Annotated in this window: 8 protein-coding genes; 4 read left to right on the forward strand and 4 right to left on the reverse strand. The window is 36.2% G+C overall.

Translation table 11 applies throughout. The features are described from left to right. The first annotated feature begins 261 nt into the window (after positions 1–261). From BAU23_RS25195 to BAU23_RS25205, 3 genes are all read left to right on the forward strand, one after another. Positions 262–1,587, forward strand: coding sequence for an erythromycin esterase family protein (locus tag BAU23_RS25195; RefSeq protein ID WP_071735379.1), 1,326 nt, complete (start codon positions 262–264; stop codon positions 1,585–1,587). Between the two features lie 354 nt (positions 1,588–1,941). Next, positions 1,942–2,520 (forward strand): sensor domain-containing protein, encoded by a 579-nt coding sequence (locus BAU23_RS25200; protein WP_000842202.1) that lies wholly within the window; start codon positions 1,942–1,944, stop codon positions 2,518–2,520. Between the two features lie 114 nt (positions 2,521–2,634). After that, complete coding sequence (locus BAU23_RS25205; protein WP_071735381.1) at positions 2,635–4,422, forward strand: helix-turn-helix transcriptional regulator; 1,788 nt, start codon at positions 2,635–2,637, stop codon at positions 4,420–4,422. Between the two features lie 263 nt (positions 4,423–4,685). On the opposite strand, the gene BAU23_RS25210 is transcribed toward BAU23_RS25205, so the two are convergent. The 4 genes from BAU23_RS25210 to BAU23_RS25230 form a co-directional block, all read right to left on the reverse strand. Next, entirely contained in the window at positions 4,686–7,076 is a 2,391-nt protein-coding gene (locus BAU23_RS25210; protein WP_071735598.1) for a penicillin acylase family protein, read from the reverse strand. A 107-nt stretch (positions 7,077–7,183) separates the two neighbouring features. Beyond that, positions 7,184–10,621, reverse strand: a complete 3,438-nt coding sequence (locus BAU23_RS25215; RefSeq protein WP_406911037.1) for a DUF4132 domain-containing protein — start codon at positions 10,619–10,621, stop codon at positions 7,184–7,186. A gap of 117 nt (positions 10,622–10,738) precedes the next feature. Further along, positions 10,739–11,509 carry a DnaD domain-containing protein gene (locus BAU23_RS25220; RefSeq protein WP_071735385.1) on the reverse strand — a complete coding sequence of 257 codons (771 nt, stop codon included), beginning with the start codon at positions 11,507–11,509 and terminating at the stop codon, positions 10,739–10,741. A gap of 441 nt (positions 11,510–11,950) precedes the next feature. After that, entirely contained in the window at positions 11,951–12,532 is a 582-nt protein-coding gene (locus BAU23_RS25230) for a TetR/AcrR family transcriptional regulator (RefSeq protein WP_000113336.1), read from the reverse strand. Positions 12,533–12,753: 221 nt separating this feature from the next. Here BAU23_RS25230 and BAU23_RS25235 point away from each other — a divergent pair, with 221 nt between their 5' ends. Further along, a complete protein-coding gene (locus tag BAU23_RS25235) occupies positions 12,754–14,001 on the forward strand; it encodes an MFS transporter (RefSeq protein ID WP_000338943.1) in 1,248 nt (415 codons plus the stop codon). Positions 14,002–14,065: the final 64 nt, after the last annotated feature.

Here is a 14,065-nt window from a genome sequence, read left to right on the forward strand (position 1 = left end):
TTCATTCATCTTTAAAATCCCTCCCAAATTTATAGTCTAGTCTTACTTACGACTCATCAATGTAATTATTATTTATAAGTTGTCATGGCCGATAGTACAAAAGTGTAATGATTAGTCTATGACCTGTGTCAATTAACCTTATGACAATATGTAACTAGAAAATATGATATGGGATAGATAACAATTGAATTAAGGCAATTGATTCGTGCAAGTACATGAATCAATCTTGCTTTTACAAATAATTCAATTGAGGTGGAAAAAATGAATAAGAAAAGCATAATTGCAATGGTTAGTACAGCTTTATTAGTCACAGGATGTGTAGAAGTAGGAAAGGCTCAAACAGTAGCAGTCGAAAATTCAGGTCAATCAATCCAAAAAAATATAGTTAAATCAATACAATCACAGGCTTACCCATTAAAAACGATAGAGCCGTCAAAATCATTTGAGGATTTAAAACCACTTAAGAAAATGATTGGGAGCGCACAATATGTAGGATTAGGAGAGAATACTCATGGAAGCTCTGAAATTTTCACTATGAAGTTTCGCCTTGTGAAATATTTGGTTACTGAGATGGGTTTTACAAATTTCACAATGGAAGAAGATTGGGGAAACGGCTTAAAACTAAATGAATATATCCAAACAGGAAAAGGAAACCCTAGGGAATTTTTAAACTTGTTATATCCTACTGATGAAATTATAGCCATGGTTGAGTGGATGAAAGATTATAATGCTGATCCATCCAATAAAAAAAAGATCCAATTTATTGGGCTCGACTTCAAGGAGTTGGACCAAGGTTGCTTTAATAAAGTAATTGATTATGTAAGGCTGCATCGACCAGATTTGCTGGCAGAAGTAGAAGAAAATTATAAAGAATTGTCGGCTTTTAATGGAGGTTTACAGGAATATATGGACCTTGCTCCTGAAATAAAGGAAAAGTTCAAAGCAAACGCTGAGAGAGTAGCCCAATTACTAAAAGATGAGAATGGGCAAGCCAAAACAGAATTAGTTTCACCCGAGTACATCTGGGCGAAAGCAACGGCAAGTGTAATAGAGAAATATACCACAATGCTAATTCCTAACGACTATCCAAGTGTGTTAAAGCTACATGAGCAATACTTGGCCGATCATGCAATGTGGGCGCAAGAGACATTGGGTGGTAAAACGATGGTATGGGGACACAATATTCATATAGCTAAAGGAATTATCGATGAGAAATTATACCCTTATGTTGCGGGGCAGTATTTAAAGGAACGTTTAGACAATAATTATGTCACAATTGGCAGTACAACTACGGAGGGGAATTTCACCTTATACAACGACACCCAAGATAAAATTATAACGGATCCGATTCCACAAAATGTAAATAGTTTCAATTATACCCTCGGAAAAGTACCATATAAAATGTTTTTATTGGATAACCGTCACCTTAAAGGACCAGCAGAGAAATGGGTTAAAGCAAAAAGACCATTACTAAGTATAGGAGCACGACTCTTACCGAACGAATCGGCATACTTTGATACGTCATTGCTTGAGCAATTTGATATTATTTTTCATATTCGAAAAACAAGTCCATCTCATATTAAATAAAGTGAAACTTTAATCAGTGGGGATTTTCTTCATCCCCCACTGATTATTAGTTGAACCAATCGGACTTTTATGGGCAGTTGATCCCCCACCTAAATTCTTTACTTTCGCTGCATTTTGAGGTGGGGGTCTTACTGCCCATTAAAGTGGGATAAAAGTACAAAACAATCCCGTTCTTGCAGATGCAAGAACGGGATTGTTTTATGGTGATTCATATAAGCATCTTTTTTAACCAGAAGTAGGTTACTCTCCCCTTTTTAGCATCATTTAAAAATGTCATATGACACTTTTACACTAGTGAGAATGACAAAAAAAGCAGTACAATTCGGTTATTACATAGATAGGAGCGAGAACTTTATGAAGTCAAGATTCATCCAGAATGGTTATTTTTTATTGCTAACTTTCGTTACAGGATTGTTTTATTTTTGTTTTTATCTAATAGCTCTGCTATTCAGTTTCACCCTTTCATTTACGGTAATTGGGATTCCACTAGTTATACGCGTACTACAGACTACGACACCTTTTATCCAATTCGAGCGCATACAGACGAAAATTTATACAGATATTTCGACCGACACTTACGATAGAAGTATAAAAATGGATACATCAAACTGGGCTCAGGTGAAATTAGTGCTTACAGATCGTCGTACTTGGTCTGCTGTCTTTTGGTTAATGCAGAAATTAGTGATTGGCATTTTCAGTCTCATTAGTGCAATCATTTTTTATGTAATGCCACTTATGTTGCTGTTGGCGCCACTACTGTATCGCTACATTGAAATGAATATTATATTCATACAGATAGATACGTTTGCTAAGTCACTCTTTGTAATGTTTATAGGTATAGCATTTACCGCCATAAGTATTAAAATAGTAGATCGTTTGACTAAGAAACTTGGGGGCTATACACGTAGCATGATTCGGCAACTAAATCGATAGAAGTTTGCCTTTTGTGAGAGAATTGCAGTGTAAAATTAAAAAGTATAACAATGTATGAAGGATTAATTTATAATATAGGAAGTAAAAAGGTAGGCTACTTAGGGGGTAAATGACTTGTTAGATATGGTTAAGTATTGGTTTTGGTACGATTGGATTATGTTAGGAGTCCGTATACTTGTTAGTGTCTCTATCGCCATAACCACATTCGATTTTCAGAATAGTTTAACATTACCACTTTGGATTATTATTCTTTGGGAAATTATTGCCTTCTCTGTTCCATGGGTAGCCTTACTATTCAATTATAAATATTATTTGTTCACAGAAATACTGCTATATGGTGGACTGTGTATATATTTAACTTCTTTATTTCCGGGAGCTAACGTTACATTTCTTATATCGGCTTTTCTGATTGCTGCGAATAGTCAGCATTTGTCCTATTATTGGACAGCTCCAACAACAGTTTTTATAACAACTGGAATTTTCTATGCGGTTGCGCCAAGTAATAGCTATTGGATTATGGTTACCTACTATGGACTTGCTTATGTAATGGGCTTCGCTTTCCATTTATTAATCGTCAATCATAAGCAAAATGAAGCGATTCGTAAACAAAACGCGGTACTTGAACAATATATGTCTCAGATTGAACGCATTACACTGGCAGAAGAACGGAACAGACTGTCGAGTGAGCTTCATGATACAGTTGGTCACGCTTATACTTCTATTATTATGGGGATGGAAACGTTGCGTACCGAACTTGCTACTGAAATGGGTATACAGAGGCTAGATTCTCTGCTTGAAATGGGACGTAAAAGCATCGAGGACGTGAGAGGTTACCTACATCAAATGGATTCTCCGTGTCAATCGTCTTCCTTGATTCAATCTCTACAAAATCTTGGAGCCGAATTTCAGGAGCACGCTCAGGTAAATGTAAGTTTTAGGACATTCGGAGAGGAATATCAACTATCTCGGCAAGCGAAGATCGCATTCATTCGTTGCTTACAAGAGTCCCTTACGAATGCAGTACGTCATGGTCAGGGGACTGAAATTATAGTTTCATTGCAGTTTGAACAACAATATACGAGGTTAGAAGTTCAAGATAACGGAAAAGGAAATGTAGAATGGCAGGAAGGCTTCGGTATGAATGCGATGAAAGAACGGGCAATAAACTTGCAAGGTCAATTGTCTGTATATACAAAGCCAGAGGAAGGAATGCTTGTTACATGTACCATACCGCGACAAACTGAAATAAAAGATGGACTTATTCGTTTGTTAATTGTAGACGATCAACCATTTGTTCGGGAAAGTTTGAAGACACTACTCGATAGATATGAAGATTTAAATGTAGTCGGTTTAGCTGAGGATGGCAATCAAGCCATCGATTTGTGCGGGCGCCTTCAACCCCATGTTATACTTATGGATTTAGATATGCAGCACATGGATGGAATCGAAGCAACCAAAAAGATTAAGCAACAATGGCCACATATCCGCGTATTGATTTTTACAACGTTTCAAGATACCGAACAGGCATTGGAATCACTTCGCAACGGTGCGGATGGTTTTTTACTTAAATCTATTGAAACGTTGGAGCTAGCTAATACGATCCGACTTATTCACAAAGGTGGGACACTAATTGATCAGGGAATGTCTCACAAAATATTTGAGAAGTTTGATGAGCAAAAAGAGACACCACAATCAAAAGCAACCGCTTATGAGCTAACAGCTAGGGAGATAGAAATATTGCAGCTAGTAGCAAAAGGACTTCGATACACTACCATAGCATCAAGGTTATATTTATCGAATGGTACGGTCAGAAATTATGCTTCCACAGCTTATACAAAGCTAGGAGTTCGTAACAAGGAAGAAGCTATCCTCAAGGCTCTAGAAATTGGAATTATTGAATAACAAAATGTTTTGCGGTGTATAAAAATGAGTACCAAAGAACCAGAACAAACGCTTTGTGTGGTTTCTTTTGTAACAGAGTAAATAAAGCCCGTTATCGTATAAGTAAATGTTAAAACATTTACTGTTTTGTAATAATAAAATCATTGAATCTTATCCTCTAAAATACAAAAGCCTACTATCCATTTAACTGATAGTAGGCTATTAAAATTATTTAAGAACTGGGTTATGCTCTAATTTATAAGCTTTCATCAGAGGAAATATTATCACTTCGGCTCTAAAGTTAACACTTTCCCCTCTATCCCCTCCGTATTCAATGTAGTCGTATGATACTCACCATTTACCCAATCATCTATTTGATCGTGATACCAATCGCTTCTAAAGTTTCCTGATTGTCCTGGTCCTACTATATGATAACCGTTTGACATATCTTTCGTATCAATAACGAATCGCCAAGATGCCCCGTGATTGACAATACCGTTATCTCCGTAACTCGCTGCTTGAACAGTAACTTGACTTCCGCCTATTGGAACTGGTTTCTCACGATTAAATGCGAGTAATGCTAATATACTAGATGATCTCGAAATTGGATGTGTAAAAGCAAGTTGATGGTAATCGCCCCACTTCCACTCCGCAACATCGGGTCCATATTCCTTCTGCAATTTCTTCATTACATTTTCATACGATGTATGCACAACTTTTGTGAATCCTCCGTACTTCGTAAACCAAGCGCTATTTTCTCCTGCTACTTGTTTTCGAATTAATTCATCAACTACTTGTGACTTCCCTTCAAATAACTCCATCACATCTTTCGGTATTTCTTTTGAAAATAACGTATTCGAAATTTCTTTCATTAACAAATGGAATATTAATGGTGCCGCTTCATCTTTACTATCGTAAAAATTCCACTTTGTTAATTGTTTTACGCCTTCTTTCTCTACTTCATTTAAAGATGTTTTATTTAACTCTTTTAAAAATATAGGAGCAAATTCTTTCCCGTATAAATTTTTTTGATCCATCTGTAAATCTTCTAAATCTTTCACCGTATACTTATCCTTCTCTTGCAAAAACTCTTGAATACGCATTTGCCTATACGGTTGCGCCCACGTATTACTAATATGGTACGGATAATTATCATCAACAATTTTATTATTGGCAGTTGAAATAAACCCTTGTTTTGGATTTATTACTTTTGGAAGCTGATCAAACGGAATATATCCTTCCCATTCATATTCATCTGTCCATCCGGGAACTGGCAAACTCCCATCGCCTTTTTTACGCACTGGTATATTTCCGTTCGCTTTGTAAGCAATGGTTCCGTCATTTGATGCATATACAAAGTTTTGAGTTGGTGTATGAAAATCTTGAAGAGCAGTTTCAAACTCATTCCAGTCTTTCGCTTTATTCATATTTAATACAGCCTTTAATTCAGCGGAAGGTTCCAAAGCAGTCCATTTCAAAGCGAATACTGTTTTCGTTTTCTCTTTCCCTTTATCAGCAAACTCTGAAATGACTGGACCATGCCTCGTAACCGTCACGTTATACGGAATTGTTTTCCCGCCTTTTACTTTAATAGATTCATCAACAACCGTAGCTTTTTCCCACTTATCGTTATACAAAAATTCATTTTCATTATTAGGATTTCGCTTCTCAATATATAAATCTTGCACATCAGGACCAGTATTCGTAACACCCCATGCTATTTTGTCATTGTGGCCTAATATAACACCTGGCACTCCCGCGAAAATAACGCCACTTACATTTAAATCTTTCATTTCAAGTTTCGATTGATACCATATGGAAGGCGTCGCAAGCGATAAATGAGGATCATCCGCTAAAATCGGCTTACCAGACGCACTCTTTTCACCACTTATGACCCAGTTATTACTACCATTAAACTCTGGTGGAATGATCGTTTTTGCAAAACTCTGTGCTACATTCACATTTGTATTTTTCAGTTCAGCTAGCAATCTAGGTGCATCTTTCGGATATGTAGGAAATAACTCATTTGCTTGCTCTTTCGAAAGATTTTTCAGCGCCCAATATCGAAACGCCTGTCCATGCCAATGTCCGCCTAAATCAAACGCCATATACTTTCCAATTGTTAGAGAATCCACGATTGACCATTCAGCAGGCTCATAACCTAATATAGTAAACTCAACCGGCAATCTCTTTTCCTCTTTTGCCTCGCGTATAAAAGCGTTCACTCCATCAGCAAATGACTGCAGGGCATATTTCGCTTCCCCATCATATTGACTAACAGACGCTTCGGCTGCTCGCCGTAAACCGAGCGTTCGAAACAACTTATCTCGATCAACAGCTGCTTCCCCAACAACCTCACTTAACATACCAGAAGCTTGTCTTCTACTTAAATCCATTTGAAACAAACGATCTTGCGCTTGTACATACCCTTGCGAGAAATATAAATCATGCGCATTTTCCGCTTTAATATGCGGTACACCTTTACCATCCCGCTTCACCGTAACAGCATGTTGTATATCCTCTAGCTTTATCGTTCCATCTATCTTTGGCATAGATCTCAGCGTATATATGTTCAAAAAAATCGCTGTACAGATAACTAACAAAAGAACGATACTACTAGACCAAATAAAAATTCTCTTACCCCTAGTTCGTTTCTTCTTTATGACGACTTCCATATCCATATAACCCCTCCTTTCTCAAACTATTCGCTTCTATTTAAGGAAGAACCTTTTAGAAAAGTTGAAAAACCCCCTTCATTTTCCTACAAATGAAGGGGGACTTCTTAACGTTTGTTACGCCAGCTTTCATTATGACCAAGATTTGACTCGGTCGCTAATTGCACATCATATAATACTTCACTAAAGAAGCGCTTATCTACTTGTTTTGGTACAATGCGTCTCTCATCATCAATTTCGTCATATTCATATGAACCACGGTTCACTGTACCCGCTTTATAAAATTGAATCTCAAATACACATACATCTTCTTCACCTTCATATCCAATCGGCGCTCCGCTAAATGAAAGCTCTGCCCCTAATCCAGTGCGAGTATCTTCTTTATAAAATGTATAATAAACACCGCCATCTTGAACCGATCCGCGAGTCCATCCAAGTTTCGTCATCTTACCAAATAACGAGCGACCATTTAACAAAATACCGCCAAATCTCTCAACATCAATCTTATCATTTTCCTCTACTACAAACACTGGACGTTCAATTTGTAGAAATGGCTGCACAATTCCGGAATTTGTCAGTTGCTCTTTCCATAGCTCCTTTTCCGTTCCTGATAATTCTAACGGATGAATTAAACCAATAACATTTCCAGGTGAAAGTTCAGGGTTCTCTCCTATCATTGAATAAAATGTATCATCCGCCGCATAACGGAACATTTTCCGCAACGTTCCTTCCGTATATTCACCCCAAACAAGCGAAATAGCAAATTGCTTCATAATTGGATTTTCCAAAAATACCGATTTCCACGTATCATATGACCAGTAGCGTTTTCGTGATAGAGCGTCTTCCAAACGTTGTTTCTGCATAGAAAGAGCACTTCGAAGTTCTTTCTTTAATACGGCTAACTCTTTCTTAGCCTCTTCAGCTTTTTCTATATCATCTTTTGCATTCGGCTTTGGAAGTGACTTCATACGTTTTCCTTCTTCTGTCTCTAATTCAATTTTCGACTCAGAAGTTAAAATAGCAGTAAAACATCTATTCCCAAAATCAATCTCCTTCTCACCACTTATATTGAAGCCAAGATCTGGTGCCAGTTGATCTTCCAACTCTTCTTCTGTTATACCACGTGTTTTCGCAGCAAGACTTAGTGCTTCTTTTGCCGCATTACGCACTAACTTATGCTTATATTTAAATGCCATCGCATGAATAGACACAAGTGCAAGCTTAGATGAGGACAACCCTAGAGCCCGAACAGCATCTGCTGCAATCTTCCCTCTCATATCAAGCACCCATTCATCAATTTGCTTTTTAAGTATACCGACCATTTTATCATCACTATACATGCCATATAACGAAAGAATACCACGTTTCTTCACATCTGCATCTTGAGAAATCCATACTTGATATATTTCTTGTACATATTCCTTCAAGTCTTGTTCATTCAAAATAGTACTAATTACTTCAGCCGCATCTTTCTTCTCAATAACGGAATCTGATACATACTGATTTACATATGCTAGCGGAAGTTTTACATCGGCTATTTCATTTGAATTACGAAGACGAATTTGTGGTTCGTTCCCAATCCATTGCACAAATGAATTTCTTTTTTGTTCCGTTACTATACGACTGCAAAGTTCTTCTATATTTTCTGAATCTCCACCCACTTCAAGTAACGGAGCAAATTTCCCAACAAAGGAAGCATTCTTCTTTTCTTGTAAAGCTTCCTGTACAAGTTGTATATATTTTTCAATCTTATACTCTATTAGTATCTTCATCACATTTTCACGAACAATTTTCTTTTTATTATGAAGTTCAGCTGCTACATCTACCGCAGCTCCTACATCTTTTGAAAGAATTTCCACTACAGACTCACGCATTTTTTTAGATGAATCTCCTAAGCATTTGATCAAAATGGGACGCATTTTGATCATGTTATCCTTTGCTAACTCTTCTAAAATATACGCTTTGGCCACAGCAGAATACTCATCAAATCGTTCAATTATGTACGCTTGTTCTTTTACAATGACATGAACAAGCGCTTCCTTCGCCTTGTTTCTCTCTTCACTGTAGCATGCAGCTTGTTCAACTGCATAAGTGATAAGCTTTTCCTTACTTAATCCATACGAAAGAAGATCTTCTAATACTTGTTTCGGTTCTATCCCTCTGACAGAACATTCGTACAGAAGTTCGTATAAATTAACGTTATATTCATCTCCGAATTGCAGTGTAAGTACAGCTTCCCTCTTCGCTACATCATCTACATCCCAAAGGAGCGCAACCTCTACTACTGGCATCCCCCAATACATACTTCTATACTTAGGATTTTTAAGTATTTGCTCCATATCCTCAAGTGACAATTTCCCTAGTAAATAATCACGATATGTATCACGTATTGTAGACAATTTAATTTGCAAAGCAGCGACAAAAAATTCTTCTCGCATTCTCCCTCTATTTAACTCATACCCTTTTTCAGCTAACGTTCGTGCGATAATGAGATAATTAATTTTACTTACATATTGCAAAGTACGTTGAACAAATTCAGGATTTTCTTCCGCCATGAAGCATAGCAATTCATATTCATACGTCTTACAAAATTCTCCATTATTTAAATCATGTTGCCTCAAGCGATGTGCAAAAAAACGTTCCTCAGAAATCCAAAACTGTTTACAAAAACTTTGAATTTCATCATAGGTTTTCTTATTTACACTCCCTGTTCGTTTATGGTTTTGAGGCTGATTGAGAGCTTGGCACACATAACGCGTAGCATAGTTTATAAAACCCCAAACATTTTTCTTCGCTACTATTTCAACATATCGCTTCGCAACATTTGAATACTTATGAATACTAAATAATAGCCGCCAAATGTATTCTGGTAAGCTTCCACCTAAAAATAATTCCCTATCACTTTCACCTTTTATATATCTTTCAACTGCTTCAATCTTTTCCTTTTCTCCATTCAAATTCAATATAAATTCAGCATGTTCTTTTAATCTCTCGTCCAATAAAGAGCTATATGTACAGAATCTCTCATAATCTACTTCAAACATTACGAGAAGTAAAGATAATTGCTGCTGATTTGGTAAAGTGTGTAATTGTTCCTCTATATAGTTCGGATTCTCTTTTGTTAGCCCTTTAAGAAAAACATACGCTTCATCCACATAACTTGAAATATTAGTTAAATATTTACATGCAATTCCTACAAGTTTATCTAAAGGCAGTGCACTTTTTTCTAAATAAATCTTCATATTAGCAAAATCCACATATTTAAACCTTATTATAAGAACATTTAACAATTGCTCCCCTAGCAAATAATAAAATAATCGAAAGAAAGCCGGATCTTGTTTATATACTTTTCTAAAATCGCTTATAAACTGCTCTGCAAAATCGGCTCTCTTTTGATCTCTAATTGTCGTTAGTTGAATAGCTTTTAAAATTGCTTCTTCTCTCGATTCTAAATATCGCAGCGCTAATTGTTTCTGCTCTTCTGTCATATTAATATATTGAAACAACTTTGATGTACTGTTTGTCAAACCCTGTTCCTCCCGCATCTTTTTATCTATTTATAAAAAATAAAATACCCATATATAATTCCTCTATCATTCAAAAATAGTATAGCATATAATCCACCTAATACGAACGTATATTCTATATCGTATTTATATAAATTAAAAAACACTACTCAAAATACTTCTCCTTCGCTCTAAATTTCCCATCACACTCTTTTCTTCACCAGCATTCTCCGCCTTTTTATTACACCAATTCCTCAAAATCCCCTGCACATAATCGAACGTCCCCTTATTATTCTCAAACGCAATTTTAAGTGCCTCTAGTACTTTATCTCCTGAAACTCTTTGTATCCACCCCTTTAATCCCTTCACGATATATGGAGATAAACTACTAATATTTTGTTCGTAAAACTTGTAAACTTCACTATGCAGAGTGACCTCCTCTACTATTTCTACCTCTTCCTTCTCTTGAATAATTACTTGTTGTGAATTACTACTAATCTCTTCCTCTGGCATTCCAAAATACTGAAGTAATAACGGAATCTTGCGTCCTTCTTCAAGACATTTACGCAAAAACTTATGTAGGAACTCTTTACTTTTTACCATCTTTAGCTCACGTAATACACATTTCTCTATGTTCGTATTAAAAATAGGATTATATTGTAACCAATTTATAATGAATAACTCTTTCGTTTCCGCATCATATAAAATCTTCCCGTATTCCACAAACCGGTTCAATAACTTCTCAACAGTTTCCATACTGTAACCAGTTTCAAGCTCTGCCAAACGCTTTGGTAATATGTAAATACCACATTGCTTCGTTTTCGTACCAGTTAACAAATATATGTAAAAATAACGCTCTTCTGGCGTTAAATCTAAAATGAATTCATCTTGCCAAAAGTTCACTTGCACATTACGGTACACCGCCATCAGTTTCCCTCCCGCTCTTTACTAGCAAATAGGAAAATTCCAATCCTTCAATATAAATATAGGAATGAGCAAAAGGTTTTGGCATTCGAGTTCCAATTTTTTTACTACTACCACGCCGGTTTTATTTTTTCGCACTTGTTTTGTTCTTGTAGTTGTTTTTGTTTTGTTTTTTCTTAGTGATTTATTACTTGGTAGGTGCTTATGAGGGGCTTTGAAAGGGCTTATATTGTTTTCATTCCCCTCTTGTCTGATGTCTAATTACAAATGTCGCCAACAATCTTCATACATTGCAGGCCATCATTATGATTCACCTACTCATATTTACCCGAAAACAAAAAGCACCCGTTGCCTTCGTAGACAATTCAGTGCTTTAAGGTTGAAAGTTTATAAATAAAAGTGTCTATAATCGTAATAGTTGATTGAAATACAATTCTGTTACATTTATTTTAGTAACGATAATATGATACATACCGTATTATCTACAACTGAACGTTCTGGGCGAGATTTCATTAACACTGTTAATCCAATTAATGAAGTGACTAGCGTTTGCGCCAATGCTTTAGCATTCACATCACTTTGTAATTCTCCAGACTGAATACCTTTGGCAATCAATTCTTGAAATATAACTGAAAGATACATTTGATGTTCTCTAGTCAACACTTCAAATTTTTCATTATGAGGAGAAAGCTCCACCATTGTGTTAATACAAAAACAGCCTTTATTTGATTCTCTTTTATATTCCTCTTCCACCATATCTTCAAAAAATGTACGAATGGCCTCTTTTACAGATTGTTCCTTTTGAAGTTTTGTTCGAATGCTAGTCGCATGTATATTTGTGTATCTCCGTAGTGCAGCTTCAAACAGCCCTTCTTTATCACCAAATGCTGCATATAAACTCGGTCTTTGTATTTCCATTTTAGCAGTTAGATCGCTTAATGAAGTAGCGGCGTATCCTTTTTCCCAAAAAAGTTGCATAGCAGCATCCAAAGCTTTTTCTTTATCAAATTCACGTAGTCGAGCCATTTAATCCCTCCTCTTTCTTCACCTGTTTTCTAACTTATACATCACGTTTTTATGTACTAATCAGTATATTATATATTGTATTAAATTATAAATGATATGTCAAAATAAACTAAAAATTATCCACAATTCACTTGACACAATAACTTATCCCTGATTATATTTTAATTAAGAAATAAAATACCGTTCGGTACATTATTTTAAAAACAAAAGGAGATGATATTATGGATGCTAAAGAAAAAATGACAACCGCTCTTACACAGAATAATGATCAGTTCCAATCAACTATCAATACAATCATGCCCCGCTATATAACTCTATTATTTTCAATAGCTTGCGGGATGGCTGTGGCGAATATATACTTCGCTCACCCTCTACTTGATTCTTTATCAAATGAGTTTAAGATCAACCATTCAACTATTGGTGTCGTTATTACTATTACTCAAGTTTGTTATGCACTCGGATTACTTTTATTAGTTCCACTTGGTGATTTGTTAAACCAAAAAAGACTTATTATTGTTCAAATGCTTTTATCCGTTTTCGCTTTAATTGTGATCGGATTCGCTCCTTCAAGCACCGTACTTTTTATAGGTATGGCCTTAGTCGGAATCCTTGCGACTGTTACGCAGACACTCGTCGCATACGCATCCATTTTAGCTAATCCAAAAGACCGTGGGCGAATAGTAGGTTTCGTCACGAGTGGTGTCGTAATAGGAATTCTACTTGCACGTACATTTGCCGGAACATTAACAGATCTAGCCGGATGGCGTTCCGTTTATCTTACCTCTGCTGTACTTATGCTCTTCGTAATTGGTTTGTTATATCGTAATTTACCTAATTTTGAACATAAAAAAACAGCTATGACCTATCGTAAATTATTACATTCCGTTCTCTTATTATTTGTAGAAGAGCGCCACTTACGCATTCGCGGAATATTAGCATTGCTCATTTTCACTTCATTCAGTATTTTATGGACTTCATTAGTTTTACCTCTAAGTGCTGCACCATATAATCTATCACATACAGCTATCGGAGTATTTGGTCTTGCTGGAGTTGCTGGTGCATTAGCTGCCACTAAGGCCGGACAACTTGCTGATCGCGGATTCGGAGAAAGAACTACTGGCATAGCCTTATCCTTATTATTACTTTCATGGCTCCTAATTAAATTAATGAACCATTCTCTATTCCTACTAGTTATCGGTGTTATCCTTTTAGATTTAGCTGTGCAAGCTGTACATGTCACCAATCAAAGTATGCTTTTCACAGTGCGTCCAGAAGCGAGAAGTCGCCTCACTGCCAGTTACATGATTTTCTATTCTATCGGCAGTGCAACAGGTGCGATTCTTTCAACCAACATTTATGCAAGCTACGGATGGAACGGAGTTTGTATATTAGGTGCATCCGTTAGTGCTTGTGCTCTTTTATTTTGGGCAATGACCTTACGGCGATCATCACAGCTGAACGAAGAATAATTCATTTATGTTTAAATACGTGTTTTTCTACAAGACTATAAAATAGTATTTACTTTTTAACACA

The organism is Bacillus nitratireducens, from assembly GCF_001884135.1.
Taxonomy (GTDB): Bacteria; Bacillota; Bacilli; order Bacillales; family Bacillaceae_G; genus Bacillus_A; species Bacillus_A nitratireducens.

What these genes read in the sequence shown, in the direction of transcription:
- BAU23_RS25215 (WP_406911037.1), bottom strand. Translation starts at nt 10,621, where the DNA reads ATGCGGGAGGAACAGGGTTTGACAAACAGTACATCAAAGTTGTTTCAA.
- BAU23_RS25220 (WP_071735385.1), bottom strand. Translation starts at nt 11,509, where the DNA reads ATGGCGGTGTACCGTAATGTGCAAGTGAACTTTTGGCAAGATGAATTC.
- BAU23_RS25235 (WP_000338943.1), top strand. Translation starts at nt 12,754, where the DNA reads ATGGATGCTAAAGAAAAAATGACAACCGCTCTTACACAGAATAATGAT.
- BAU23_RS25210 (WP_071735598.1), bottom strand. Translation starts at nt 7,076, where the DNA reads ATGGAAGTCGTCATAAAGAAGAAACGAACTAGGGGTAAGAGAATTTTT.
- BAU23_RS25230 (WP_000113336.1), bottom strand. Translation starts at nt 12,532, where the DNA reads ATGGCTCGACTACGTGAATTTGATAAAGAAAAAGCTTTGGATGCTGCT.
- BAU23_RS25195 (WP_071735379.1), top strand. Translation starts at nt 262, where the DNA reads ATGAATAAGAAAAGCATAATTGCAATGGTTAGTACAGCTTTATTAGTC.
- BAU23_RS25200 (WP_000842202.1), top strand. Translation starts at nt 1,942, where the DNA reads ATGAAGTCAAGATTCATCCAGAATGGTTATTTTTTATTGCTAACTTTC.